General features: G+C 66.0%; 24 protein-coding genes. 13 read left to right on the plus strand and 11 right to left on the minus strand.

Annotated features, from left to right (window positions below; genetic code table 11):
* The first annotated feature begins 1 nt into the window (after position 1).
* Positions 2 to 478 carry a YbaK/EbsC family protein gene (locus ACFVVC_RS09975; RefSeq protein WP_387452094.1) on the plus strand — a complete coding sequence of 159 codons (477 nt, stop codon included), beginning with the start codon at positions 2 to 4 and terminating at the stop codon, positions 476 to 478.
* On the opposite strand, the gene ACFVVC_RS09980 is transcribed toward ACFVVC_RS09975, so the two are convergent.
* Entirely contained in the window at positions 475 to 2,073 is a 1,599-nt protein-coding gene (locus ACFVVC_RS09980) for an ABC-F family ATP-binding cassette domain-containing protein (protein WP_387452096.1), read from the minus strand. The two genes, ACFVVC_RS09975 and ACFVVC_RS09980, sit on opposite strands and share 4 nt — an antisense overlap.
* 206 nt (positions 2,074 to 2,279) lie before the next feature.
* On the opposite strand from ACFVVC_RS09980, the gene ACFVVC_RS09985 reads away from it, so the two are divergent.
* A complete protein-coding gene (locus ACFVVC_RS09985; RefSeq protein ID WP_387452099.1) occupies positions 2,280 to 3,344 on the plus strand; it encodes a spore photoproduct lyase family protein in 1,065 nt (354 codons plus the stop codon).
* Between the two features lie 27 nt (positions 3,345 to 3,371).
* Here ACFVVC_RS09985 and ACFVVC_RS09990 read toward each other — a convergent pair whose 3' ends face one another.
* Both ACFVVC_RS09990 and ACFVVC_RS09995 read right to left on the minus strand, forming a co-directional pair.
* Positions 3,372 to 4,391 (minus strand): DUF808 domain-containing protein, encoded by a 1,020-nt coding sequence (locus tag ACFVVC_RS09990; RefSeq protein WP_387452102.1) that lies wholly within the window; start codon positions 4,389 to 4,391, stop codon positions 3,372 to 3,374.
* A 97-nt stretch (positions 4,392 to 4,488) separates the two neighbouring features.
* Complete coding sequence (locus ACFVVC_RS09995; RefSeq protein ID WP_387452105.1) at positions 4,489 to 4,926, minus strand: VOC family protein; 438 nt, start codon at positions 4,924 to 4,926, stop codon at positions 4,489 to 4,491.
* Positions 4,927 to 5,067: 141 nt separating this feature from the next.
* On the opposite strand from ACFVVC_RS09995, the gene ACFVVC_RS10000 reads away from it, so the two are divergent.
* The 7 genes from ACFVVC_RS10000 to ACFVVC_RS10030 all read left to right on the plus strand — a co-directional run bounded on the left by ACFVVC_RS10000 (position 5,068) and on the right by ACFVVC_RS10030 (position 11,255).
* A complete protein-coding gene (locus ACFVVC_RS10000; protein WP_387452107.1) occupies positions 5,068 to 5,991 on the plus strand; it encodes a phosphotransferase family protein in 924 nt (307 codons plus the stop codon).
* Positions 5,992 to 6,246: 255 nt separating this feature from the next.
* On the plus strand, positions 6,247 to 6,714 hold the full coding sequence (locus ACFVVC_RS10005; protein ID WP_387452109.1) for a DUF1348 family protein: 468 nt from the start codon (positions 6,247 to 6,249) through the stop codon (positions 6,712 to 6,714).
* Positions 6,714 to 7,280: a TetR/AcrR family transcriptional regulator gene (locus tag ACFVVC_RS10010; RefSeq protein WP_387452111.1), complete on the plus strand. Its 567-nt coding sequence runs from the start codon at positions 6,714 to 6,716 to the stop codon at positions 7,278 to 7,280. The genes ACFVVC_RS10005 and ACFVVC_RS10010 overlap by 1 nt, the downstream gene beginning before the upstream one ends.
* Positions 7,281 to 7,799: 519 nt before the next feature.
* On the plus strand, positions 7,800 to 9,056 hold the full coding sequence (locus ACFVVC_RS10015) for a phosphatidylserine decarboxylase family protein (protein WP_387452113.1): 1,257 nt from the start codon (positions 7,800 to 7,802) through the stop codon (positions 9,054 to 9,056).
* Positions 9,057 to 9,242: 186 nt separating this feature from the next.
* The gene (locus ACFVVC_RS10020; protein ID WP_387452116.1) at positions 9,243 to 9,887 is read left to right on the plus strand and encodes a biotin transporter BioY; all 645 of its coding nucleotides are present in this window, start codon (positions 9,243 to 9,245) and stop codon (positions 9,885 to 9,887) included.
* A gap of 10 nt (positions 9,888 to 9,897) precedes the next feature.
* Entirely contained in the window at positions 9,898 to 10,635 is a 738-nt protein-coding gene (locus ACFVVC_RS10025) for an energy-coupling factor ABC transporter ATP-binding protein (protein ID WP_387452118.1), read from the plus strand.
* A complete protein-coding gene (locus ACFVVC_RS10030) occupies positions 10,632 to 11,255 on the plus strand; it encodes an energy-coupling factor transporter transmembrane component T family protein (RefSeq protein ID WP_387452120.1) in 624 nt (207 codons plus the stop codon). Before ACFVVC_RS10025 ends, ACFVVC_RS10030 begins: the two co-directional genes overlap by 4 nt.
* 21 nt (positions 11,256 to 11,276) lie before the next feature.
* Here the strand turns inward: ACFVVC_RS10030 and ACFVVC_RS10035 are convergent, their stop codons facing one another.
* Positions 11,277 to 12,461, minus strand: coding sequence for a thiolase family protein (locus ACFVVC_RS10035; RefSeq protein ID WP_387452122.1), 1,185 nt, complete (start codon positions 12,459 to 12,461; stop codon positions 11,277 to 11,279).
* Positions 12,451 to 13,857 carry a class I adenylate-forming enzyme family protein gene (locus ACFVVC_RS10040; protein WP_387452124.1) on the minus strand — a complete coding sequence of 469 codons (1,407 nt, stop codon included), beginning with the start codon at positions 13,855 to 13,857 and terminating at the stop codon, positions 12,451 to 12,453. Before ACFVVC_RS10040 ends, ACFVVC_RS10035 begins: the two co-directional genes overlap by 11 nt.
* A gap of 58 nt (positions 13,858 to 13,915) precedes the next feature.
* Here ACFVVC_RS10040 and ACFVVC_RS10045 point away from each other — a divergent pair, with 58 nt between their 5' ends.
* The gene (locus ACFVVC_RS10045) at positions 13,916 to 14,797 is read left to right on the plus strand and encodes a neutral zinc metallopeptidase (protein ID WP_387452127.1); all 882 of its coding nucleotides are present in this window, start codon (positions 13,916 to 13,918) and stop codon (positions 14,795 to 14,797) included.
* 134 nt (positions 14,798 to 14,931) lie between these two features.
* On the opposite strand, the gene ACFVVC_RS10050 is transcribed toward ACFVVC_RS10045, so the two are convergent.
* From ACFVVC_RS10050 to ACFVVC_RS10075, 6 genes are read right to left on the minus strand one after another with little or no spacing between them, the layout of a single operon-like run.
* The gene (locus ACFVVC_RS10050) at positions 14,932 to 15,264 is read right to left on the minus strand and encodes a metal-sulfur cluster assembly factor (RefSeq protein WP_018761278.1); all 333 of its coding nucleotides are present in this window, start codon (positions 15,262 to 15,264) and stop codon (positions 14,932 to 14,934) included.
* A gap of 12 nt (positions 15,265 to 15,276) precedes the next feature.
* On the minus strand, positions 15,277 to 16,071 hold the full coding sequence (sufC, locus tag ACFVVC_RS10055; RefSeq protein ID WP_387452130.1) for a Fe-S cluster assembly ATPase SufC: 795 nt from the start codon (positions 16,069 to 16,071) through the stop codon (positions 15,277 to 15,279).
* 44 nt (positions 16,072 to 16,115) lie between these two features.
* Positions 16,116 to 16,472 (minus strand): non-heme iron oxygenase ferredoxin subunit, encoded by a 357-nt coding sequence (locus ACFVVC_RS10060; RefSeq protein WP_018761276.1) that lies wholly within the window; start codon positions 16,470 to 16,472, stop codon positions 16,116 to 16,118.
* 19 nt (positions 16,473 to 16,491) lie between these two features.
* On the minus strand, positions 16,492 to 17,733 hold the full coding sequence (gene sufD, locus ACFVVC_RS10065) for a Fe-S cluster assembly protein SufD (RefSeq protein ID WP_387452134.1): 1,242 nt from the start codon (positions 17,731 to 17,733) through the stop codon (positions 16,492 to 16,494).
* Positions 17,733 to 19,196 (minus strand): Fe-S cluster assembly protein SufB, encoded by a 1,464-nt coding sequence (gene sufB / locus ACFVVC_RS10070; RefSeq protein WP_387452137.1) that lies wholly within the window; start codon positions 19,194 to 19,196, stop codon positions 17,733 to 17,735. The genes sufD and sufB overlap by 1 nt, the downstream gene beginning before the upstream one ends.
* Positions 19,196 to 19,987 (minus strand): metalloregulator ArsR/SmtB family transcription factor, encoded by a 792-nt coding sequence (locus tag ACFVVC_RS10075; protein WP_109044703.1) that lies wholly within the window; start codon positions 19,985 to 19,987, stop codon positions 19,196 to 19,198. Before ACFVVC_RS10075 ends, sufB begins: the two co-directional genes overlap by 1 nt.
* A 180-nt stretch (positions 19,988 to 20,167) precedes the next feature.
* Here ACFVVC_RS10075 and ACFVVC_RS10080 point away from each other — a divergent pair, with 180 nt between their 5' ends.
* Genes ACFVVC_RS10080 through ACFVVC_RS10090 form a run of 3 tightly spaced genes read left to right on the plus strand, consistent with a single transcriptional unit; the run spans position 20,168 to position 22,852 of the window.
* On the plus strand, positions 20,168 to 21,136 hold the full coding sequence (locus tag ACFVVC_RS10080) for an ABC transporter ATP-binding protein (protein ID WP_387452140.1): 969 nt from the start codon (positions 20,168 to 20,170) through the stop codon (positions 21,134 to 21,136).
* A complete protein-coding gene (locus tag ACFVVC_RS10085) occupies positions 21,133 to 21,900 on the plus strand; it encodes an ABC transporter permease (RefSeq protein ID WP_387452143.1) in 768 nt (255 codons plus the stop codon). Before ACFVVC_RS10080 ends, ACFVVC_RS10085 begins: the two co-directional genes overlap by 4 nt.
* Positions 21,901 to 21,907: 7 nt before the next feature.
* Complete coding sequence (locus ACFVVC_RS10090; RefSeq protein WP_387452146.1) at positions 21,908 to 22,852, plus strand: heme A synthase; 945 nt, start codon at positions 21,908 to 21,910, stop codon at positions 22,850 to 22,852.
* Positions 22,853 to 22,869: the final 17 nt, after the last annotated feature.

Below are 22,869 nucleotides of genomic sequence, written 5' to 3' on the forward strand. Positions count from 1 at the left end.
AATGAGCGGGTACGACGCCGGCCCGGTCGCCTTGGTGCGCTCGGCGCTGGTCGAAGCTGGGGTACCGGATACGGTGCGGACTTTTGCTGCCGGCGTCCCCACCGCCCTGGCGGCGGCGGAAGCACTGGGGTGCGACGTTGCGGCCATCACCAACAGCCTGGTTTTTGAGCTGGACGGCCTGCCCCTGCTGATCCTCGCCAGCGGGGCGGCGCGGGTGGACACGAAGCTGGTGTCCGGGCAGCTGGGTCACGGCAGGATCCGCCGGGCCTCCCCCGACTTCGTCCTGGAGCACACGGGCCAGCAGGTGGGCGGCGTGGCACCGGTGGGCCACCCTGCGCGCATCAGGACTGTCCTGGATTCAAGCCTCCAGGAACACAAAGTCCTCTGGGCCGGAGCAGGCGACCATAACTCCATGTTCAGCATCACCTATCAGCAGCTGCTCCGCATGACCGCGGCCCGGGAACTGACCGTCCGCTAGGCCAGGGTGATCAGGTCCAGGTAGTCCTCGTTCCAGAGGTCCTCCACGCCGTCCGGCAGCATGACCACGCGTTCGGGGTTGAGGGCCTCCACCGCGCCTTCGTCGTGGCTGACCAGGACGACGGCGCCCGTGTAGTTGCGCAGGGCACCCAGGATTTCGGCGCGGCTGGCGGGGTCCAGGTTGTTGGTGGGCTCATCGAGGAGGAGGACGTTGGCGCTGGAAGCCACGATGGTGGCCAGGGCCAGGCGGGTCTTCTCACCGCCGGAGAGGACGCCGGCGGGCTTGTCGACGTCGTCTCCCGAGAACAGGAACGAGCCCAGGATGCCGCGGACCTCCGCGTCTTTCATGTCCGGCGCGGAGGAACGCATGTTCTCGAGCACGGTGCGGTCGTGGTCCAGGGTTTCGTGTTCCTGGGCGTAGTAGCCCACCTTGAGCCCGTGGCCGGGGATGACCTCGCCGGTGTCCGGTGCGTCCACGCCGGCGAGCATGCGCAACAGGGTGGTCTTGCCGGCGCCGTTAAGCCCCAGGATGACCACCTTGGAGCCGCGGTCGATCGCCAGGTCCACATCGGTGAAGATTTCCAGCGAACCGTAGGATTTGCTGAGTCCGTCCGCGGTGAGCGGGGTCTTGCCGCAGGGCGACGGATCAGGGAAACGAAGCGCTGCCACCCGGTCCTGCTCGCGGACCGCTTCCAGGCCGCTGAGCAGCCGTTCGGCACGCTTGGCCATGTTCTGCGCGGCGACGGCCTTGGTGGCCTTGGCCCGCATCTTGTTGGCCTGGTCCATGAGGACCTGGGCCTTCTTTTCGGCGTTGGCGCGTTCACGCTTGCGGGCGCGCTCATCCGTTTCGCGCTGCTGGAGGTAGCGCTTCCAGTCCATGTTGTAGAAGTCGATCTGGGCGCGGTTGGCGTCCAGCAGGAACACCTTGTTGACTGTGGCTTCCAGCAGGTCCGTGTCGTGGCTGATGACGATCAGGCCGCCCTGGTGGTTCTTCAGGAAGTCACGCAGCCAGGCGATGGAGTCGGCGTCGAGGTGGTTGGTGGGCTCGTCCAGGAGCATCGTCTCGGCATCGGAGTACAGGATGCGGGCCAGCTCCACACGGCGGCGCTGTCCGCCGGAGAGCGTCTTCAGCGGCTGGTTCAGCAGGCGGTCAGGGAGGGCGAGGTTGGAACAGATCGACGCCGCTTCGGCCTCGGCCGCGTAGCCGCCGGCGGCCAGGAATTCCGATTCCAGCCGGTCGTAGCGGTTCATGGCCTTCCGCTGGACATCGGCGTCCTCGCTGGCCATCTCATCGTGCGCCTTGCGGAGTTTGCCGACGACGATATCAAGGCCACGCGCGGAAAGGATCCGGTCCCGGGCAAGCTGTTCCATATCCGGGGTCCGCGGGTCTTGGGGCAGGTAGCCGATTTCGCCGCTGCGGGTGACCTTGCCGGCCGCCGGCAGCCCCTCGCCTGCAAGGACGCGGGTCAGCGTGGTCTTGCCGGCCCCGTTCCGGCCCACCAGGCCGATCTTGTCCCCTTTGTCGATGCGGAAGTTCACCTGGTCCATGAGGAGCCGGGCGCCGGCACGCAGTTCAAGATCCTGGACAGTAATCACAGCAGGTAAGGCCTTTCACAAACAGGGATAAGCCGCGGCCCGGAGCGTCTGTGGTTGGGCGGGGCGGTAAACGGCCGGAGAACGGCACAGTCCAGTCTACCGTCCAGCGGGCCACCGCAATTTCAACGTCCGGGCCAGTGCACTATCGGCGGCACCGGCGGTGGCGTGCGGATGTCGGCTTCCCGCTCCAATGGACAGTGGGGTGCATGGAATTTGACCGTCTCCTCCAGGTCCGGCGCATCTATGCCCAGCCTGAAGCTTTGGAGCTGCCGCGTGGACAGGAGATCGTGGCACGGTGGCCGGATGCCGACGTCGTCCTGGTGGAGAACCACTGGAACATTCCGGACGTGCACGGTGACGAAACGAACGTCCCGCGCTGGTCACGGATCAAGACGGAGGCGCTGGTCCTCGGCGTGAAGAAGTCGCTGGCCGTCAAGCCCAACGGGCGTTCGGCGGACTTCATCGCACCGTCTACCGCCAACGGGTGCGCCATGGCGTGCGCCTACTGCTATGTTCCCCGCCACAAGGGCTACAGTAACCCGGTCACCGTGTTCGCGAACATCGGGCAGATCGCCGGAGCAATCGAACGGCATGCCACCCGCCAGGGGATCAAACTGGAGCCCAACCAGTGCGACCCGGAGCTCTGGGTCTATGACATCGGAGAAAACAGCGACTGCTCGGTGGACGCCCTGATCAGCGACAACGTGGAAGAACTGGTCGCGTTGTTCCGCGAACTGCCCAACGCCAAACTGTCCTTCGCCACGAAGTTCGTCAATCCCGGGATGCTCGCCTGGGACCATGGCGGCCATACCAGGATCCGCTTTTCATTGATGCCCGCGGACCTGGCGAGGTCCATCGACGTCCGCACATCAACTGTGGCTGACAGGATGGCCGCCATCAACGACTTTGTTGCAGCCGGCTACGAAGTGCACGTGAATTTCTCCCCGGTCATCATCACGGAGACCTGGCTTGCTGACTGGGAACAACTGCTGCGCCAACTCGACGCAACCCTGACCCCCGAAGCCAAAGCCCAGCTGGCGGCGGAGGTCATCTTCCTCACCCACAATGAGCAGCTGCACAACGTCAACCTTGGCTGGCACCCGCAGGCAGAGGAGGTGCTGTGGCGTCCCGGCCTGCAGGAAGCCAAGGTCTCATCGAACGGCTTTAGCAACGTCAGGTACCGCGCGCGGGCGAAGGCCGGTTACGTGCGGCAGCTCTCAACGCTCGTCGCCGACATAGCGCCGTACTGCCGGATCCGCTACGCGTTCTAGCGGAGGCTGTTGTTTGCCGCGGGGGCGTCAGCCTTGGTGATTCTCCGACTGCCGGCTGTCTGCCGCATCTTGGGCGGCCGCGTCATGACCGTCCGTGGCTTCCTTCGCCTTGCCAAACGGCAGCACTTTCATCACCGGGCCCACGACTGCCAGGACCACCAGTCCCCAGGCAAGTCCCAGCACCGCCGAGCACAAGGTGTTGACGAGCCACGCGAGGAGGCCGCCGACGGCGGGAACGGATTCCACCGGGTGCTCCAGGGCGTGGACGAGGTCGTAGGGGGCGTGCCAGCCGAGATCGTGGGCCCCCTGCAGCATGATGTGCCCGCCAACCCACAGCATGGCAATCGTGCCGACGAAGGTGATGGCCGCCAGGACCCCCGGCATTCCCCTGACGAGCAGTTCACCGATGCGCTTGGAACGTGCCGAGTCCTTGGCCATCAGGTGCAGCCCGATATCGTCCATTTTGACGATGAGGGCCACCGCGCCGTAAACCAGCACTGTGATGGCAAACGCCACCAGCACCAGGATGAACGCCCGGACCCAAATGGATTCCGTTGCGACCTCGTTCATGGAGATGACCATGATTTCGCAGGACAGGATGAAGTCGGTGGAGATGGCACCCTTGACAACCTTCGCCTCGGCATCGTGTCCGCGATCCACGGCCGGAGCTTCCCCGGCGTCGTGATGGCCGCCACGGAACTTGTGCCAGACCTTCTCCGCCCCTTCATAGCAGAGGTAGGTACCGCCAAGCATGAGGATGAAGGGGATGATCCCGGGAACGAACGCACTGATAAGCAGGAGGGCCGGGAGGATGATCAGGAGCTTGTTGCGAATCGAGCCCCAGAAAATCTTCTTGATCATTGGCAGTTCCCGTGCGGGGTCCGCACCTGAGACGTACTGCGGGGTGACGGCGGCGTCATCGATGACCACGCCCGCGGCCTTGGCTCCTGCCTTTGCGGCGCCGGCCGCGACATCGTCCACCGAGGCCGCCGCGATCCGGGCCAGCGCTGCCACGTCATCGAGCAGGGCGACGAGGCCGCCGCTCAAAGCCGGCCTCCGCGCAGCGTGTTATCGGAGCGGTGGGGATTTGGGGCGGGGTGCGTGATGGGCATGTTCGGAGTATATTGCAGGCCGCCCCGCGTTCTCAGCCCTTCTGGAGTGCCTCGGCGAACATCACAATGATGCCGCTGGGGCCACGCACATAGGAGAGTTTGTAGACGTCGCCATACGTTGCGACGCCGCGCAGCGGGTGGCAGCCGTGCCTGGCCGCTATGGCCAGGGCATCATCAATGCTGTCAACGGAGAAGGCCACACGATGCATGCCGATCTCGTTCGGCAGGGTGGGCCCGGTGGGGATTGCATCGGGATGGATGTGTTCGAAGAGTTCGAGGCGGCCGTTGCCGTCCGGCGTTTGGAGGAGGGCAATTTTGGCGTGGTTGCCGTCCAGGCCCACAGCCGTGTCTGCCCAGTCGCCGCTGACCGTGTCCCGGCCCAGGACGGTGAGGCCGAGGTCGGTGAAGAACGCGATTGTTGCTTCCAGATCGCTGACGGCGATGCCGACGTTTTCAAGTTTGATGGGCATACGGCACAGGGTACCAAGCAGGCGGTTCCGGCTAAGGTCTGATTTTGCCGGTGGCCTGCTGCGGGTTCCACTGGTGGCCGGCCGGCTGCTGTTCGCGGGGCCACAGGACCGGGCGGAACTGCCAGCTCCTAGAATGAGTGGGTGGACCTTTCGCATCTCGGCGCCCCGACCGGGCCGATGATCCGCGTGCACGGCGGCTATGCCAACCGGATGTACCGACTCGACACCGACCGTGGCTCGTTCGCGGTGAAGGAATTGAACCTCGCTGACCGCCGCCAGCCCTATCGGGTCGAGGATGTGTTCAGGTTTGAGCTGGCAGCCTTCGCTGCCGGCATTCCCATGCCAGAGCCGATCTCGGGCGGCCACTCCACGCTCGTCCACCGATGGGTCGACGGCGAGAAGGTGCCGGAAGCGCCGGTGTCGGCGGCGTTCGCGTTTGAGGTCGGTGGGATCCTGGCGCGCATCCACGTACTCGATGTCGCCTTTTCACAGGTGCCGGTCGAGGACCCGGCATCGAGGGACTGGTCCGAGCTCGCAGCACGGGCGTCGGCCACCGGACAACCGTGGGCTGACGAGCTCGCTTCTCGCGTCGGGACGTTCCTCGCGATCGCGCGTTTCGTCGACACCTGCGAACGGCCGGGCCCCGTCGTACTGACCCACCGGGACATCCAACCATGGAACCTCCTCGCCCGGGAGGGCCGGCCGGTGGTGCTCGATTGGGAGCTCTCGGGGATGCTCGACCTGTCCGGTGAGCTCGGCTCGACCGCGCTGGGCCTCGCGAAGGGACCCGGCTTCGACGACATCAAGCCCGCCATTTTCCGCTCGGTTCTCGACGGCTATGTTGCCGGCGGCGGCGCGCTGCCGGCGCCAGGTCCGAGCTGGTTTGTTTACATGATCGGCGGTTGGCTGGGGCACACGAGATGGAACATCCTCCGGTGCCTCGCCGGCGCCGAGGCTGGCACCGGTCCTGACCTCGCGCTGTCGCACGACGCGGTGCGCAACGGGCTGCGAGGCCTCCCCGACCTGTTCGGCCGGCTTCCGGAGCTCGAGGCGCTGCTGTTGTGACAGCGGCCTGCGTCGATCCTTGCTTCGCAGCGTAAGGCGCCCTCCCGGTGCCGCTCGCTGCCACAGACGATGCCCTGCATCCGGTACGGAACCCCTGACCGGATGCCGGCTCCAGCGTCGCAAAAGCAGCGCCATGCGGAAAAGGATGCGCCCCACAATTCGCCTCACCGAAGGTTGACGGCGATTGCCCACATTTTGTACCGTTTAGTACAAGTTGTACTAAACGGTACAACTAAAGTCATGAAGGAGCCCATCATGTCTCGTCCCCCCTTCCCTCCATACACAGAAGAGTCCGCCGTGCAGAAGGTCCGTGCCGCCGAGGATGGCTGGAACACCCGGGACCCCGAGCGCATTTCCCTCGCGTACAGCAAGGACAGCTGGTGGCGCAATCGCTCGACGTTCGTTCAGGGTCGCGCCGCAATCATCGAGTTCCTCTCCGACAAATGGGAGCGCGAGCTCGACTACCGGCTCATCAAAGAGCTGTGGGCCTACACCGACGACGTCATCGCAGTCCGCTTCGCGTACGAGTACCATGACTCCACGGGCCAGTGGTTCCGCGCTTACGGCAACGAGAACTGGCACTTCGACAAGGAAGGACTTATGACGCACCGTCACGCGAGCATAAACGACCTCGCCATTGACGCGTCAGAGCGTAAGTTCTTCTGGGACACGGCAGGCCCCCGGCCGGCAGATCACCCTGGCCTTAGCGAACTCGGACTCTAATGCCACGCACCCTTCTTGAACGCCCGGACGCCGTTCGCGCCCTCGCCGGTGTTTTCCGCCGGCGGGGGTTTGAGGGCAGCTCCCTGTCTGTCATCCAGCAGGAGGCCGGGATCGGTCGCGGCAGCTTGTACCATTTCTTCCCTGATGGCAAGACGGACATGGCCAGGGCGGTACTTGACCAGGTGAGGGACTGGTTCGAGGATGAGGTTTTCGCGCCCCTTCGTTCCGCGGCTGACGCCGCTGAAGCGGTTTCCGCGATGACGAAGGTGGTCGCTAACTACTTCATCTCCCGCGAGAATGTCTGCCTGTTCGCCGCCATGACGCTCGGTGAGGAGAAGGCGACGTTCGCCGGCGAGGTCAAGACATACTTCGCGGACTGGGTGGACGCATTGGCCGCGCTCCTTCAGAGCGGCGGGCTCACTCCCGGGGACGCTCGTGAGAACGCGCTCGATGCCGTTGCTGTGATCCAGGGCGGACTCATCCTTACCCGCGCCTACGGCGACGAGACTACGTTCCTTGGGGTCATGGAACGCGTCGAGCGTCGCTTACTCGCCCAGCTCAGCTGACCCCTGGACTCGCGGCCTGCCCTCGATTATCGGGGAGCCACGGTGTCCGGTAAACGATCTTACGGACACCTGCTGCCGGCCATTCGGCTCTTTCCTTTCGACCGCGAAACTGACCATTCGGACCCGGGCGCTCCGTAGCCTGGCCGTCGTAGCGGCCGGGTTCTCGCCGTACGCTCTCTTTTGGCGTTCCATCCGCTACCGCGTTTTTCAATACCCTGTGCTCAGGAATCAAGGAACATCGCCAAACGAAAGCGGTTCGGCGTCAGAAAGCCAGGGCGGCGGCTGTTTGAGTTTCCCGCGTCCAACCAGAACGGCGCTGAGGTTCTCAGAACATCATTTGGTCTGGAGGTTTAAAACGTCCACCAACGACCGTCATCGCCCACAATCCCCAGGCCATGGAACAAATTGAGCCCCCGCTGCTCCGCATAAACATTCGTGATCCGTTGTCGTTCCACAGGCCTGCAGCTCGAAGGGACAGGGCTCGCAACTTTCACAACCTACGGGAGTAGGCTCTGCGATATGACCCCTGAAACTGCATCTGAAGGTATCCGGCGTCCTGGGGGCTGGCTGCCCGGACAGGACGAACTTGAGGACTGGATTGCCGGCCACCGGGAACGAGTAGAAGCGCGCGGGGAAGACGTGCCCCTCCACCCGGTGATCGTCGAATTCCAGGAACTGATCGCCAGCGACCCGGTGGTCCGCCTCTACATGACCGAGATGATTGAACAGGTTCCGAAATCCAAGCCGTACCGGAAACGGCACCTCACAAGCGTCGACCAGATGCTGAGGCTAATCAACGAGGTCCTGACAATGGCCCCGGAGTTCAGCGAGGGCGGCATGGTCACCACCCCCCTGACAGCAATCCTGGATTGGACCATGGGAACCGAGGCCGGCTTCGCCGCGCACCGCGACCCCAGGATCGTCGCCATGTTCCGGAAGGTCCTTGGTGCTTGGTGTGTATTCCTCACCAGTCCGGACTCGCTGTACGTGCTGAACGACTCGCCCTCCGGGTGGATGTCAGAGAAGGCCCAGCGCGCCGTTGGCATACAGGACTATGAACACGATCCCCTCGCAGACCACTGGGGATTCACATCGTGGAACGACTTCTTTTCCCGCCGCCTCACCTCGACGTCCAGACCCGTTGCGGCCCCGGAAGACAGCAAGGTCATCGTCAGCGCCTGCGAATCCACCCCCTACAAGATCAGTTCCGACGTTCAACGCCAAGGGCGGTTTTGGGTGAAGAACCAGCCATACTCCCTCGATGACCTGCTCGCCCGGGACGAAGCGGTAGATCAGTTCGTCGGCGGAACGGTCTATCAGGCGTTCCTGAGCGCCCTGAACTACCACCGTTGGCATGCACCGGTCGCCGGGACAATCGTACGGGCCTACCTGAAGGACGGCACCTACTTCTCCGAAGCGGAGTCGGAAGGCGCAGACGCTATCGATTCAAGATTCTCGCAGTCCTACCTTGCCCACGTGGCGGCCCGGGCCATCATCCTCATCGAGGCCGACGACCCAGCCATCGGCCTTCTGGCCTTCGTCCCCGTGGGCATGATCGAAGTGTCCTCCTGCGTCATCGGCCAGGAAATCGTGCCGGGTCACCATGTGGATAAGGGCGATGAACTGGGGTACTTCCAGTTCGGCGGCTCAACCGAATGCCTCATCTTCCGGCCCGGCGTGATTGACCAGTTCGCGCTGGAGGCCATTCCTCAACCGCAGGATCCCAACGCACCCCTCGTCCGGGTACGGTCGAAAATAGCCACCGCAAAACCATGAAGGCCCAGGTGGACCGGACGTGGCGTGACCAGCAAGGCGGAGATCGCTTCTTAAGAGGACCCATTGTGCGCAGCCCAACGCAGCCGGCACCCGGCTTAGTAGACCCCCTACAAAATGGGCACCGTTCCACCCCGGTAACGTCGGCGGTACATTAGATTCCGCTTGTACAACCCCGACAGGACTGCCATGAGCAACACCCGCACCACCACACCGAACAGCCAACGGACAGGGCGCCGCCGCTGGAACGGAACCGACCTGGGGCTGATTGCCGTCTTCGCCGCCCTCGTCGCCGGCGCAGCACTCGTGCCGGGGCTTGCCGTGAACGGGTTCGGCGTCCCCATCACCTTCCAAACCCTGGCCGTGATGCTTACCGGCCTGGTCCTGGGACCTGCCCGCGGGCTTGCCGCCGTCGGGCTCTACACCCTCCTGGGGCTCGCCGGCATGCCCATCTTCAGCCAGGGCCGCAGCGGCCTGGGCATCCTTGCCGGCCCCTCAGCCGGCTACATCATCGCTTTCCCCATCGCGGCCGGGGTGGTGGGCTGGCTGGCCACCATCATCATCAAACGCACCACCAAGGCCCGCGCCCTCTGGTTCTTCCTCGCCGCCACGGCCACCAGCGTTGTGGTGGTCCACACCCTGGGCGTCCTGGGCATCGCCCTGAACTCCAAGGCAACCCTGGAACAGGCCTTCCTGGGCGACCTTGTCTTCTACCCCGGGGACATCATCAAGAACATCCTTGCAGCAGCCATCGCCGTCGCGCTGCACCGCGCCTTCCCGGACGTCCTGGTCCGCCGGGTGCGGCGGCAGGCCCCCACCCCTGCAAAGGCCTAGGACCCGCACCGTGCCCACCGTGACTTTCGACCAGGTAACCGTTGCGGTCGAACAAGAGGACTCCCCGCAGCCCAAGGTCCTCCTTGATGAAGTCAACCTCCGGCTGGACCAACCACGCGTGGGCGTCATTGGCGCCAACGGCTCCGGCAAGTCCACGCTGCTGCGGCTGGTCAACGGGCTGGTCCAGCCCACCACGGGCACGGTGGCGGTCGACGGCGACGATACAGCACGTGCCGTGCGGAAAGTCAGGCGGAACGTCGGCTTTGTCTTCACCGACCCGCTCTCCCAGCTGGTCATGCCCACCGGGCGGGAAGACGTGGAGCTGTCGCTGCGCCGCTCTGTGAAGAACGGAGCCGAGCGGCGCAGCCGGGCCGAGGCTGCCCTGGCGCGGCTCGGACTCCTGACGCTGGCAGACCAAAGCATCTACGAACTCTCCGGCGGCGAACGGCAGCTGATGGCCCTCGCTGCCGTCCTGGCCATCGACCCCAAGGTCCTGGTCCTGGACGAACCGTCAACCCTGTTGGACCTGCGCAACCGGGAACTTCTCCGGCGGACGCTTGCGGGCCTGGACCAGCAGATCATCATGTCCACCCACGACCTGGACCTGGCCCTGGAAATGGACCGGGTGCTGGTCATCGAACAGGGCCGCGTGGCCTTCGATGGCGCCCCGGCCGACGCCGTGGCCGCCTACCGTTCCTGGTGCATGGACGGGCTTAACAGGATCAACACCGCGACGGACACGCCATGAGGGGCCACGGATTCCTCCTGGCCAATTATGTGCCGGGGACCTCGTTCCTTCACCGGTCACCGCTGGCGCTGAAGTTTTTCCTCGTGGTTGGCTGCGGCCTGGCATCCTTCGTCATCGTGGACTGGGGCGTCTCCGCTGCGGTCCTGGCAGTTCTTTGTGGACTGTTCCTGGCGGCAGGCGCCGGGGCGAAGAGGCTCTGGGCTGCTGTCCGGCCGCTGATCCCGGTGCTCCTGGTGGTCGGGCTCTTCCAGGGGTGGCAGCTGGGTGCACCCACCGGCGCAAGGATCGTCTTGAACATCCTGGTCTGCGTCGTTGCTGCGTCCCTGCTCACCGCCACCACTCCAGTGCAGCAACTGCTCGATGGCGTCGTCCGGCTGGCACGCCCCTTCGAAAGGTTCGGCGCCGACCCTGAGCGTTTCGCCCTGACCATCGGCATCATGCTCCGCAGCATTCCGTACATCGCGGGAACATTCGCTGACGTACGCGACTCCGCTCGGGCCAGGGGCCTGGAACGCAATCCGCGGGCCCTGGTCCTGCCGGTGTTCATCACGTCCGTGGCCTATGCCCGGCAAACGGGGGACGCGCTCGCCGCCCGCGGCCTGGGCGAGGCCGAGGACTGACGGAGCACGCCGAAACCCGGCTCAGGAGCCCAGGCGCCGGTACTCCAGGAGCGCGGCCGTGCCCATCCCGCCCGCCATGCTGATCATCGCCATCGCCAGGGTGCCGTCGACGTCCGCCTTCCGTGCCTGCGCGAACAGCCGGGTCACCATGACCGCCCCGGATGCCCCGTAGGCGTGCCCCAGGGCCAACGCCCCGCCGTCCAGGTTCACTCCCGCGGGATCGATCCCCAGCTCGTCGAGGCATGCAAGCGTTTGCGAGGCGAACGCTTCGTTGAATTCCACGAGGTCCAGGTCCCCGGCCGCGACACCTGCCCCGGCCAGCACATGCCGGGCTGCACTCACGGCACCGATCCCCAGCACCCCCGGGACAACCCCGGCGGTGTGGGTACCGCGCACCAGCAGCGCGTCACGGGCGCCTAGTTCGCGTGCACGCTGCAGCGAGGTCATCACGACGGCGGACGCTGCGTCCGCGTCGAAGCACGAGTTCCCGGCGGTGACGGTGCCCCCGGCGACGAAGGCGGCAGGGAACCGCGCCATGATTGCCGGGGTGAGGCCGGCCCGCGGTCCGTCATCGGTGGCGACGGTGCCTCCCGGGGTGGGCACGGCTACGATTTCGCCCTCAAAGGTCCCGTCCCGCCTTGCTGCCAGGGCTTTCCGGTGGCTGGCCAGCGCAAACGCATCCTGCCGGTCCCGGCCGACACCATATTCCTGCGCCACCGTCTCGGCGGCCACCCCCATGTCCGGATCGCCGAAGCTGTGCGGCACAAACTGGGCGCGATGGTAGAACTCCGGACCGCCGTCGTCGTTCCGGTGCGCCCGCAACGGCGCCGTGCTGGTGCTTTCCACTCCGCCGGCAACGTATACCGGGTTGCCGCCGCCGGCCACCAGCCGAGCGGCGAGGACGATGGCGTCCAGGCCCGAACCGCACTGCCGGTCCACGGTGAGCCCCGGAACGGTGACCGGCAGCCCCGCTTCCAGCAGGGCAAGTCGGGCCACGTTTCCGCCGCCCCCCACGGCGTTGCCGATCACCACGTCGTCAACGGAGGACGGCTCCAGGGCGGCCTGGACGATCAGCTCCCGCAAGACCGGTGCCAGGAGTTCATGGGAGCGCAGGGCCCGCAAAGGCCCGTTGATCCGGCAGACCGGTGTCCGGAGGGCAGCGATGATGACCGGTTGCCGTTCCGCCGGGAGATCCTCAGCCACCAAGGTTGCGCACCCGCGGGTCCCTGGCCTTGATCCATTCCAGCAGCAGGCTGCGGCTGACCTTACCCCGGTCCGTGGTGGGGAGTTCGGGCAGGAGGTAGTACTGCAGCGGCCGTTTGTCCCTGGCCAGGATCTCCTCCAGCCCCGTCCTCAGCTGGGTAGCGGTGATTCCGCCCTGGGACGGGACCACGCCGGCCACCACACGCTGGCCGCGCAGGTCGTCCGGCATGCCGGCAGCCACCGCAGCGGCCACCCCTGGCACAGCGGCCAACGCCAGTTCAACCTCATGCGGGTAGACGTTCCGCCCGGCGGTGAGGATCATGTCCGCGCGCCGGCCCAGGATGTGCAGCTCCCCGTCCGCCAGATAGCCCTGGTCCCCCACCGTGAACCAGCTCCCGAACGAGCGCAGGGCCTCGCCGTCGTCTCCCCACAAGTAGCCATTGCTGACCATGCCGCTGCGCACGCAGATATTGCCGTAACTGCCCTCCGGCACCCCGGCGCCGGCGTCATCCCGGATGCTGACCTCGACGCCGGGAAAGGGCCGGCCAATGCCGGTCCCACCCGGCGTGCCGGCCTGCCCGGCTGCGAGTCCGAGGCCGGAGACGAAACTCAGCTCGGACGCGCCGTAGTACTCGTAAATCGTCGCGTTGGGCGCCCAGCGCCGGGCTGCTTCAAGGGTCCTGGCATCGAGTTTGGAACCGGCACAGATGATGGTCCGGATCCCCGATGCATCAACGCACCCTGTCATGCCGCGTTCACTGAGCATCCGCAGCATGGTGGGCACCAGCACCAGCCTCGTAACCCTGTCGTGCGTGATGGCCGCATGGACGTCGCCGACGTCGAACGACTCCAAGGTTTGGAACTCGGAGCCGGCATAAAGGCATTCGGCCAGGGCATACAGGTTGAGGCTGGCCGCCAGCGGGCCGGGAGCGAGGGTCACGTCGTCCTGGCGCAGGCCGAAGAACTCGATGGACGCGTCAAAGGACTGCTGCCAGGACTGCCGGGAGCGGGTGAAGGCCTTGGGCACCGAGGTGGTTCCCGAGGTGAGGCCAATGAGGAAATCGGTGTCCGGCGGCCCGTCGGCCAGGGCATCGTCCGGGGCTACCTGCGATGGAACAGCGGAGGCCTCCACCCGGCGGACAATGTCATCCTGCAGCGCGGCGGGCCAGGAAGGGTCGAGGACCGCGCATTGCCGGCTGCCGGCAACCGCCGCCGCGAACCTCACCGCGAAGTGCACGGAGTTGGCCTCGCAGAGAGTGGTCACCGACTTTGTCTCCGCCACCAGCGCTGCGGCAGCGTCCCGCAGCTCCGCCCAGTCCAGCCGGCGCCCGGCGACCACGACGGCGGTGTGGTGCGGCCGCTGCTCCGCCCAGCGCTGGATCTTGTTCAGGAAAGGCACGGACCAACTTTACCGGCCGGCACGGATTGAGCCGCCGGGCCGCGGGTATTGTGACGTTATGAGTTTCAACGACAACGCGCAGCTGGATCCGTCCCAGGTCCAGGACCGGCGGGGCATGGGCACCGGGGTCAAGGTTGGGGGCGGGATTGGCGGCGGAATAGTGCTTCTCATTGCGCTCCTGCTGGGCATCAACCCCAACCTCCTTGGCGGGTTGACCGACGGCGGGACCGCCGGACAATCCCAGGGCACCGCGCCCGCCTGTACCACCGGCGCGGACGCGGACGCCCGCCTCGACTGCCGGATCACCGGTACGGTCAACAGCCTCAACGCCTTCTGGCCCGGCTACCTGAAGAAGTACAACGTGCAGTACCCTCGTCCCGAAGCGGTAATCTTCAGCGGCGGCACCAACACCGCCTGCGGCGCCGCCACCTCGGAGGTGGGTCCGTTCTACTGCCCCACCGACACCACTGCATACTTCGACCCCGGCTTCTTCCAGGAACTCGTGGACCGGTTTGGCTCCTCCGGCGGCCCTCTGGCGCAGGAATACGTGGTGGCCCACGAGTTTGGCCACCACATCCAGAACCTGCTCGGCGACCTGGGGCGTGCCCAGCAGGATCCCCAGGGACCGGAATCCGGCTCCGTCCGGACCGAGCTGCAGGCTGACTGCTACGCGGGATTGTGGGCCAAGTACGCCTCCAGCACTCCGGACCCGGCCACCGGCCAGCCATACCTGGAGCCGCTCACCCAGCAGGATGTCAATGATGCCCTCTCGGCGGCCGCGTCCGTGGGTGACGACCGGATCCAGAAGGCCGCCACGGGACGGGTCTCCCCCGAGGGCTGGACGCACGGGTCCAGTGAGGAACGCCAGCGCTGGTTTGCCCGCGGCTACCAGTCCGGGGACATCAAGCAGTGCGACACGTTCAGCGCCGCCACCCTATAACTGGGCCCACGCCTGGGCCCCTCGGTAGCGGGGAGGGTTCCCTGGCCGAGCGAAGCGAGGTTAGGGGCCGGTGGGGACGACGACGGCGGGTCACCTTCCCCCCAGGGAAAGTGACCCGCCGTCGTCGTACTTATTTAGATGTTGAAGCCGAGGGCCCGCATCTGGTCCTTGCCGTCGTCGGTGATCCGCTCGGGACCCCATGGCGGCATCCATACCCAATTCAGGCGCCAGTCGTCCACAACGCCGTCCAGGGCCTGTCCCACCTGCTCCTCGAGTACATCGGTGAGCGGGCAGGCAGCGGTGGTCAGCGTCATGTCGATCAGCAGGGCGCCGTCGTCGTCGGAGTACTTGAGGCCGTACAGCAGACCAAGGTCCACCACGTTGACGCCAAGCTCAGGGTCGATGACGTCCTTGAGCGCCTCTTCGACGTCCTCCAGGGCCGTTCGGCCCGGCTTGATTTCGGTCATGACAAGTCCTTACTAGGCCTGTGCTGCGGCAGCAGCCGCGATGGTGGCTGCACCGGCGCCCGTGGCGTAACGGTCGTAGCCCTCTTCCTCGAGGCGGTCGGCCAGTTCGGGGCCGCCTTCCTCGACGACCTGGCCGTCCACGAACACGTGGACGAAGTCAGGCTTGATGTAGCGCAGGATGCGCGTGTAGTGGGTGATCAGCAAGGTGCCCATGTTGCCCTCGGCGTGGGCGCGGTTGACACCCTCCGAGACGATCTTGAGGGCATCGACGTCCAGGCCCGAGTCAGTCTCGTCGAGGATGGCGAACTTGGGCTTGAAGAGCTCCAGCTGCAGGATCTCCACGCGCTTCTTCTCGCCGCCGGAGAAGCCCTCGTTGACGTTGCGCTGGGCGAAGTCGGCGTCGATCCGCAGCTTCTCCATCGCGGCCTTGACGTCCTTGGTCCAGGTGCGCAGTGCCGGTGCCTGGCCGTCAATGGCGGTCTTGGCGGTGCGGAGGAAGTTGGTCATGGTGACACCGGGCACCTCCACCGGGTACTGCATGGCCAGGAACATGCCGGCGCGTGCGCGCTCGTCGACGCTCATGGAAAGGACGTCTTCGCCGTCCAGGGTGATGGTGCCGCTGGTCACGGTGTAGCGGGGGTGGCCGGCGATGGTGGATGCCAAGGTGGACTTGCCGGAGCCGTTGGGCCCCATGATGGCGTGCGTTTCACCGGTCCGGATGGTCAGGCTGACGCCCTTCAGGATCTCCTTGGTGCCCTGCTCCGTGTCAATGCTGACGTGCAGGTCCTTGATCTCAAGAGTTGACATGCTCTTCTTTCTTCTTCGTTCGTAAGTCTGGTGCTGCGGGGCGCTCAGTAGTTGTTTACTGCCGCGCCGTTCAAAACGTTGGTGACGTCCACGTAGACGTCGTCGCCATCGAGTTCGACGGCGAAGACGGGCACGGGATCGTAAGCAGGGAGCTGGAGGGGCTGGCCGCTGCGCAGGTCGAACTGGGAGCCGTGCCCCCAGCACTCGATGGCGCAGCCTTCCACGTCGCCCTCGGACAGGGAAATGTCCGCGTGCGAGCAGGTGTCGCCGATGGCGTGGATGTCGCCCATCGAGTCCCGGACGACGGCCACAGGATAGCCGTCCACCAGGATGCGCAGCGCCTGCTTGACCTTGATGTCATTGGCGCTGCACACCAGCTCGCCCTTGGGAGTCCCGTTCATGCGTTCGTGCCCGTCCGTCCTAGTAGTCGATTGCCGTGAGTTCGCGTTCCACAGCCTCGGTCAGGCGCTCTTCGAGGGCCGGAACCTTGATCTGTTGGATGATCTCGTTCAGGAATCCGCGCACCACCAGCCGGCGGGCAACATCCTCGGGGATGCCGCGCGCCATGAGGTAGAACAGGTGCTCGTCGTCGAAGCGGCCGGTGGCACTTGCGTGGCCGGCGCCTTCGATCAGGCCGGTTTCGATCTCGAGGTTCGGAACGGAGTCAGCGCGGCAGCCCTCGGTCAGGACCAGGTTCTGGTTCTTCTCGTAGGAGTCGGTGCCTTCGGCCTGCTTCTGGATGAGGACATCGCCAACCCAGACCGTGTGCGCACCCTTGCCCTGCAGCGCGCCCTTGTAAAGCACGTTGGACTTGCAGTTGGCCACGTTGTGGTCCACGAAGGAGCGGTGCTCAAGGTGCTGGCCCGCGTCGGCGAAGTAGAGGCCCAGGAGTTCGGCCTCGGCGCCTTCACCGGCGAAGCGGACGTTGGAGTTCATCCGCACGATCTTGCCGCCGAGGGAAACGGCGATGTGCTTGTAGACGGCGTCCTTGGCGACCTCGGCGTCGTGCTGGGCCAGGTGCTTGGCGTCGTCACCCCACAGCTGCAGCGATACGACGGTGAGGTGGGCGCCTTCGCGGACCAGGATCTCCACGTTGCCGTTGTGGTCGGCGGAGCCGTCGTGTTCGATGATCACCACCGCGCGGCTGTTCACCCCGGCTTCGATCACATGGTGGGAGTTGGTGCGCCGTCCCGCCCCGTTGCCGGTCAGGACGAGCCGGACGGGGGCGTCCAGTTCGGTGTTGGCCGGGATCGAGATGAGCTGGGCCTCCTCCGAGTTGGCGGAGCCGACGACGGCGGCCCGGTCGGCCGGGACCAGGGTGGCACCGCGGGGGGCCTCACCGGCGCGCAGGGTTCCCTGGCGGACAGCCTCGGGTGCCTCAACGGAGACGCCCAGGGCGCCGGCTTCTGCGACCGTGTCGGAAAGCAGGTTCGCCAGTTCGCGTACCGGGGTGAAACGCCATTCCTCTTCGCGGCCGTTCGGCAGCGCGAAATCGGCCACCTTGTGGCTGGTGAGGCGTTCGGCGCGGGAGGCCATGACCTGTACGCCATGGCTGTGGTGGCGGTCCACCTTGGAGGCAACGAGGTGTTCGCCCTCCTCAGTGAAGCCGGCGATCGACGGTGCGCCGATGCGCGCCTTTTCAGTAGTAGCTTCGGCAGTCATTAACCGACGGATCCTTCCATCTGGAGTTCGATGAGGCGGTTCAGCTCAAGGGCGTATTCCATGGGCAGTTCACGGGCGATCGGCTCAATGAAGCCGCGCACGATCATTGCCATGGCCTCGTCCTCGCGCATCCCGCGGGACATGAGGTAGAACAGCTGCTCCTCGCTGACGCGGGAGACAGTGGCCTCGTGTCCCAGCTGGACATCGTCCTCGCGGATGTCGATGTACGGGTAGGTGTCAGACCGGGAGATGGTGTCCACCAGGAGGGCATCGCAGCGCACAGTGTTGGCCGAGTGCTTGGCACCTTCCCGGACTTGGACGAGGCCGCGGTAGGCGGCGCGGCCGCCACCTCGGGCAACGGATTTGGAGATGATGGAGCTCTTGGTGTTCGGCGCGATGTGGACCATCTTCGAGCCGGTGTCCTGGTGCTGGCCTTCGCCTGCAAACGCGATGGACAGGGTTTCGCCCTTGGCGTGCTCCCCCACCAGGTAGACGGCCGGGTACTTCATGGTGACCTTGGAGCCGATGTTGCCATCGATCCATTCCATGGTGGCGCCCGCTTCGCAGATGGCGCGCTTGGTCACCAGGTTGTAGACGTTGTTGGACCAGTTCTGGATGGTGGTGTAGCGGACGCGGGCGCCCTTCTTGACGATGATCTCCACGACGGCGGAGTGCAGCGAGTCCGAGGTATAGATCGGCGCGGTGCAGCCTTCGATGTAGTGGACGTAGGAGTCTTCGTCGGCGATGATCAGCGTGCGCTCGAACTGGCCCATGTTTTCCGTATTGATGCGGAAGTAGGCCTGCAGCGGGATCTCGACGTGGACGCCCTTGGGCACGTACACGAAGGAGCCGCCGGACCAGACCGAGGTGTTCAGCGAGGCGAACTTGTTGTCACCCACCGGGATGACCGTGCCGAAGTACTCCTGGAAGATTTCCGGGTGCTCCTTCAGGGCGGTGTCGGTGTCCAGGAAGATGACACCCTGCCGTTCAAGGTCCTCGCGCAGCTGGTGGTAGACAACCTCGGACTCGTACTGGGCGGCGACGCCGGAAACGAGGCGCTGCTTTTCAGCCTCGGGGATGCCCAGCTTGTCGTACGTGTTCTTGATGTCCTCGGGCAGGTCATCCCAGGTGGCAGCCTGCTTCTCGGTGGACCGCACGAAGTACTTGATGTTGTCGAAGTCGATGCCGGACAGGTCCGCGCCCCAAGTGGGCATGGGCTTGCGGTCGAAGTACTTCAGGCCCTTGAGGCGCAGGTCGAGCATCCATTCCGGCTCGCTCTTCTTCGCCGAAATGTCCCGGACAACCTCTTCGTTGAGCCCACGGCGCGCATTGGCGCCGACGTCGTTCTTGTCAGCCCAGCCGTACTCGTAGTTGCCGATGCCGTGGAGCTCGGGATTCTTCTCCAGAATCTCCGAGATCACAGTGTTTTCGGCTACTGCTTTCTCTGATAGTTGGTCCGTCATCACGGCCTTTCTTGCTGATGGTTGATTACTTCGTCCAGGCCGGCGGGGGCTGCGGCCGGCACGGTGGCCGGTTTGGCAGGCAGCCTGCCTGTAGGAATGTGGGTGGTGCAGACGTGGCCGCCGCGGGCCAGGGTGGAGAGGCGGCGGACGTCCACTCCCACCAGTCTTGAGAAAACTTCGGTTTCGACGTCGCAGAAAACGGGGAAGCGGGCGGCGAGCTGCTGGATAGGGCAGTGCCCCTGGCAGAGCTGCACGCTGGACAGCGCGGCCGGCAGCGGCGCCTTCGCTTCGATGGCGGCGGCGGAGGCCACGAAGTTGTCACGGCTCAGCGCGGCCGAAAGTGCCGTGGCGCGGTCCCGGATGTCCGGTCCTGCTTCTTCGATCTCGGGTGCGTAGCGCCGCTCCATGTCCGCGAAGCGCTCTTCCGCAAAGGCCCGCACCGCGTCCGGACCGGCAACCTTCTGCAGCTGCTGGAGGGCCAGTGCGGCAATGTCCAGGTAGTCGTTGCCCAGGCTCGATTGGCCCTGTGAACTCAGGACGTAGCGGCGGGCGGGGCGGCCGGCACCCGCGCCGGGCTTCGCGACCCTTTTGACCTCGATGACGCCTGCACGCGAGAGGTGGTCCAGGTGCCGGCGGACAGCGGCCGGGGTGAATCCCAGCATGTCTCCGAGTTCGGCCGCGCTGACGGGTCCGTGTTCCAGGACGGCAGCGAGCACCCGGTCACGGGTACGCTCGTCGGCATCAGCCACGGGAGCAGGCCCGGCCAAGGGCACAGCAGCAGCATTGGTCATGGAATACACAACACAATCATGTCGTAATTTAGTCCACGACTCCAGTAAGGGGAGGCTGACCTTGGGTCCCGCCGGAATGTGACCGCGCGCTTCCCGTACCCGGCAGTGCCGCCCGGTGCCTTCGCCGCGGGGAGCCGCCGGCAGGACGGCACTGAATACTACATCCCGTAGAATACTGTGGTGCGATCCCCCAAGTCCCCTGTCCTGTCCATTAACGGACTCATCAAGGACGTAGGCCCCCTGTCCAGCCTGGACGGAAAGATGCTCCGGGTGGTGAGCGGCGTTTCACTCATTGCCGAGCGGGGGGAAGTGACCGCGTTGCTGGGCGCCAACGGTGCCGGCAAGACAACCACCCTCGAATGCGCCCAAGGCCTGCAGAAGCGCAGCGGCGGGAGCATCTCGCTGCTGGGCCAGGACCCGGCAGCGGCCGGGGCAGGCCTCCGCGCCCGCGTTGGCGTCATGCTCCAGGATGGCGGGCTCCCGCCGTCGGCAAGGCCCCTGCCGCTGCTGCGGCACATCGCCGGCCTTTACGCCAACCCCTGGCCGCTGGAAGACCTGGTGGGCAGGCTGGGCATCGATACCTTCAGCCGGACCGGCGTCCGCAGGCTGTCCGGCGGCCAGAAGCAGCGCCTTGCCCTGGCCGCCGCCCTGATCGGCCGCCCCGAAGTACTGTTCCTGGACGAGCCAAGCGCCGGCCTGGACCCCCAGTCCCGCCAACTGGTGTTCGACCTGATTGCCGAACTTCGCGACGGCGGCATGGGCATCATCCTCACGACACACCTGATGGACGACGCCCAGCGCCTTGCCGATTACGTCTACATCATCGACGGCGGCCGCAACGTTGCGGAGGGAACGGTCCAGGAACTGCTGCAGCGCAGCCCGGTGGCGGACCCGGGCGCCGAGCACGTCCGGACGCTGGTCTTCGAGGCGCCAGCCGGCTTGGACGTGGCCGCCGTGCTGCCTGCCGGCGTCGACGTCTCCGAAGCCCGCGCCGGGAGTTACACGGTGACCGGCACCCTGACACCGCGCCACCTGGCCGCCCTGGCGCAGTGGTGGGAAGCGAAGGGCATCATGCCGGCATCGATGAGCCTTGAGGCGCGTAGCCTTGAAGACGTCTTTTTGGACATTTCGGGAAAGGACATCCGATGAGCCCCGCAGCATTGCAGGAGCACCAGCAACCTGCTCCCCTGCTTCGCCGCGTAATGCTGCAGGGCAAGTACGAAGCACTGACGATGCTCCGGAACGGCGAGCAGTTGATCCTTGCAGTGGTGCTTCCGCTGCTGGCCCTGGTTGGCCTGACCGTGACCCCATTCCTGGACGGCATGGGCTCCAGCCGCGTGAACGTGGCGGTCCCCGGCATCCTCGCCCTCTGCGCGATGTCCACCGCCTTCACCGGCCAGGGCATCGCCACCGGGTTCGACCGCCGGTACGGTGTCCTGCGGTTCCTGTCCACCACGCCGCTGGGCCGCGGCGGCCTGATCGCCGGTAAAGTCCTCTCCGTCCTGGCCGTCCTCTGCCTGCAGGTGGTTGTGGTGGGCCTGGTGGCGCTGGCACTGGGCTGGCAGCCGACGCCGGCCGGCTGGCTTCCCGGGCTGGGGCTGCTGGCGCTTGGCGCCGCCGCCTTCACGTCACTGGGGCTGCTGGTGGCCGGAACGGTGCGGCCGGAAGCGACCCTGGCCATCACCAACCTGCTGTGGATCCTCCTGGGGGCCATGGGCGGCATCGTCATCCCGGCCGAACGGCTGCCTGCCGCAGCCCAGGCCGTCATCCACTTCCTGCCCTCCGGCGCGCTCGGCGAGTCCATGCGCGCCGCCTTCCTGGGCGGGGCCGTCAATGGCGGCGCCGCCCTCATCCTGCTGCTCTGGACGGTCATCGCCGGGGCCGCAGCCATCCGTTGGTTCAAGTGGAATTGAGATAATCGTGACCACGGCTTCCCGCCTCCCCCAGTTCGCCAGCCGCCTGGCGTCCCGGCTGCCCCGCACCGTGGACGTCCGCGTCCGCCGCCTCGCCGTCGCCTCGCTGATTGGCCAGACACTCCTGGTGGTCACCGGCGGCGCGGTCCGGCTGACGGCGTCCGGACTTGGCTGCCCCACGTGGCCGCGCTGCACCTCCGATTCGCTGGTGAACACCCCGGAAATGGGCATTCACGGTTTCATTGAATTCGGGAACAGGCTCCTGACGTTTGTCCTGGCCGCCGTTGCCGTGCTGCTGCTGGTTTACCTGTGGAACCTGCGGAAGGAACGCAAGGACCTCTTCCTGCTGGCCCTGGGCCTGCTGGCCAGCATCCCGGCGCAGGCCGTGATCGGCGGCATCACCGTGCTGACCAACCTCAACCCGTGGGTGGTGGGCCTGCACTTCCTGGTTTCCATGGCCCTGGTGGTCTTCTCCACCTTGCTGGTGAACCGCGCCTTCGGCCGCACGGGCCGTTTCCTGGCGGCCCGCCCGGCCGTCCTGCCCGCGGTCCTGCGCCCGGTGACGGCCGCCGTCGCGCTCTTCTCTGCCGTGGCCGTCATGCTCGGCGTGGTGGTGACCGGAGCCGGTCCGCACGCCGGCGACGCGGATGCGCCACGCAACAACCTCGACTGGGACCTCGTCTCGCACATCCATGCTGTGCCCGCCTACCTGGTGACCGCCGGCACGGTGGTGGCCCTCGTTTTGGTGGTGCGCCGGCGGATCTCCGGCCCGTTCCGGACCGCAGTTCTGGCCCTCCTCGGAGTGACGGTCCTGCAGGCTGTCATCGGGTTCACGCAGTACTACAACGGCATTCCCGCGTTGCTGGTGGCGGCCCACATGCTCGGTGCCGCGCTGCTTATGGCTGCATCGACGAACGCCTGGGACATCGCCCGCTCCAGCACGGCCAAGTAGGTTCGAGCACCGCCACG

It is taken from the genome of Pseudarthrobacter sp. NPDC058196 (genome assembly GCF_042882685.1).
In the GTDB taxonomy this organism is placed as follows: Bacteria; Actinomycetota; Actinomycetes; order Actinomycetales; family Micrococcaceae; genus Arthrobacter.

Bases quoted from the DNA above. Each gene is read 5' to 3' on its own strand.
- ACFVVC_RS09975 (WP_387452094.1), top strand. From the start codon at position 2: ATGAGCGGGTACGACGCCGGCCCGGTCGCCTTGGTGCGCTCGGCGCTG.
- ACFVVC_RS09985 (WP_387452099.1), top strand. From the start codon at position 2,280: ATGGAATTTGACCGTCTCCTCCAGGTCCGGCGCATCTATGCCCAGCCT.
- ACFVVC_RS09995 (WP_387452105.1), bottom strand. From the start codon at position 4,926: ATGCCCATCAAACTTGAAAACGTCGGCATCGCCGTCAGCGATCTGGAA.
- ACFVVC_RS10005 (WP_387452109.1), top strand. From the start codon at position 6,247: ATGTCTCGTCCCCCCTTCCCTCCATACACAGAAGAGTCCGCCGTGCAG.
- ACFVVC_RS10010 (WP_387452111.1), top strand. From the start codon at position 6,714: ATGCCACGCACCCTTCTTGAACGCCCGGACGCCGTTCGCGCCCTCGCC.
- ACFVVC_RS10015 (WP_387452113.1), top strand. From the start codon at position 7,800: ATGACCCCTGAAACTGCATCTGAAGGTATCCGGCGTCCTGGGGGCTGG.
- ACFVVC_RS10020 (WP_387452116.1), top strand. From the start codon at position 9,243: ATGAGCAACACCCGCACCACCACACCGAACAGCCAACGGACAGGGCGC.
- ACFVVC_RS10030 (WP_387452120.1), top strand. From the start codon at position 10,632: ATGAGGGGCCACGGATTCCTCCTGGCCAATTATGTGCCGGGGACCTCG.
- ACFVVC_RS10045 (WP_387452127.1), top strand. From the start codon at position 13,916: ATGAGTTTCAACGACAACGCGCAGCTGGATCCGTCCCAGGTCCAGGAC.
- ACFVVC_RS10050 (WP_018761278.1), bottom strand. From the start codon at position 15,264: ATGACCGAAATCAAGCCGGGCCGAACGGCCCTGGAGGACGTCGAAGAG.
- sufC (WP_387452130.1), bottom strand. From the start codon at position 16,071: ATGTCAACTCTTGAGATCAAGGACCTGCACGTCAGCATTGACACGGAG.
- ACFVVC_RS10060 (WP_018761276.1), bottom strand. From the start codon at position 16,472: ATGAACGGGACTCCCAAGGGCGAGCTGGTGTGCAGCGCCAATGACATC.
- sufD (WP_387452134.1), bottom strand. From the start codon at position 17,733: ATGACTGCCGAAGCTACTACTGAAAAGGCGCGCATCGGCGCACCGTCG.
- sufB (WP_387452137.1), bottom strand. From the start codon at position 19,196: ATGACGGACCAACTATCAGAGAAAGCAGTAGCCGAAAACACTGTGATC.
- ACFVVC_RS10075 (WP_109044703.1), bottom strand. From the start codon at position 19,987: ATGACCAATGCTGCTGCTGTGCCCTTGGCCGGGCCTGCTCCCGTGGCT.
- ACFVVC_RS10085 (WP_387452143.1), top strand. From the start codon at position 21,133: ATGAGCCCCGCAGCATTGCAGGAGCACCAGCAACCTGCTCCCCTGCTT.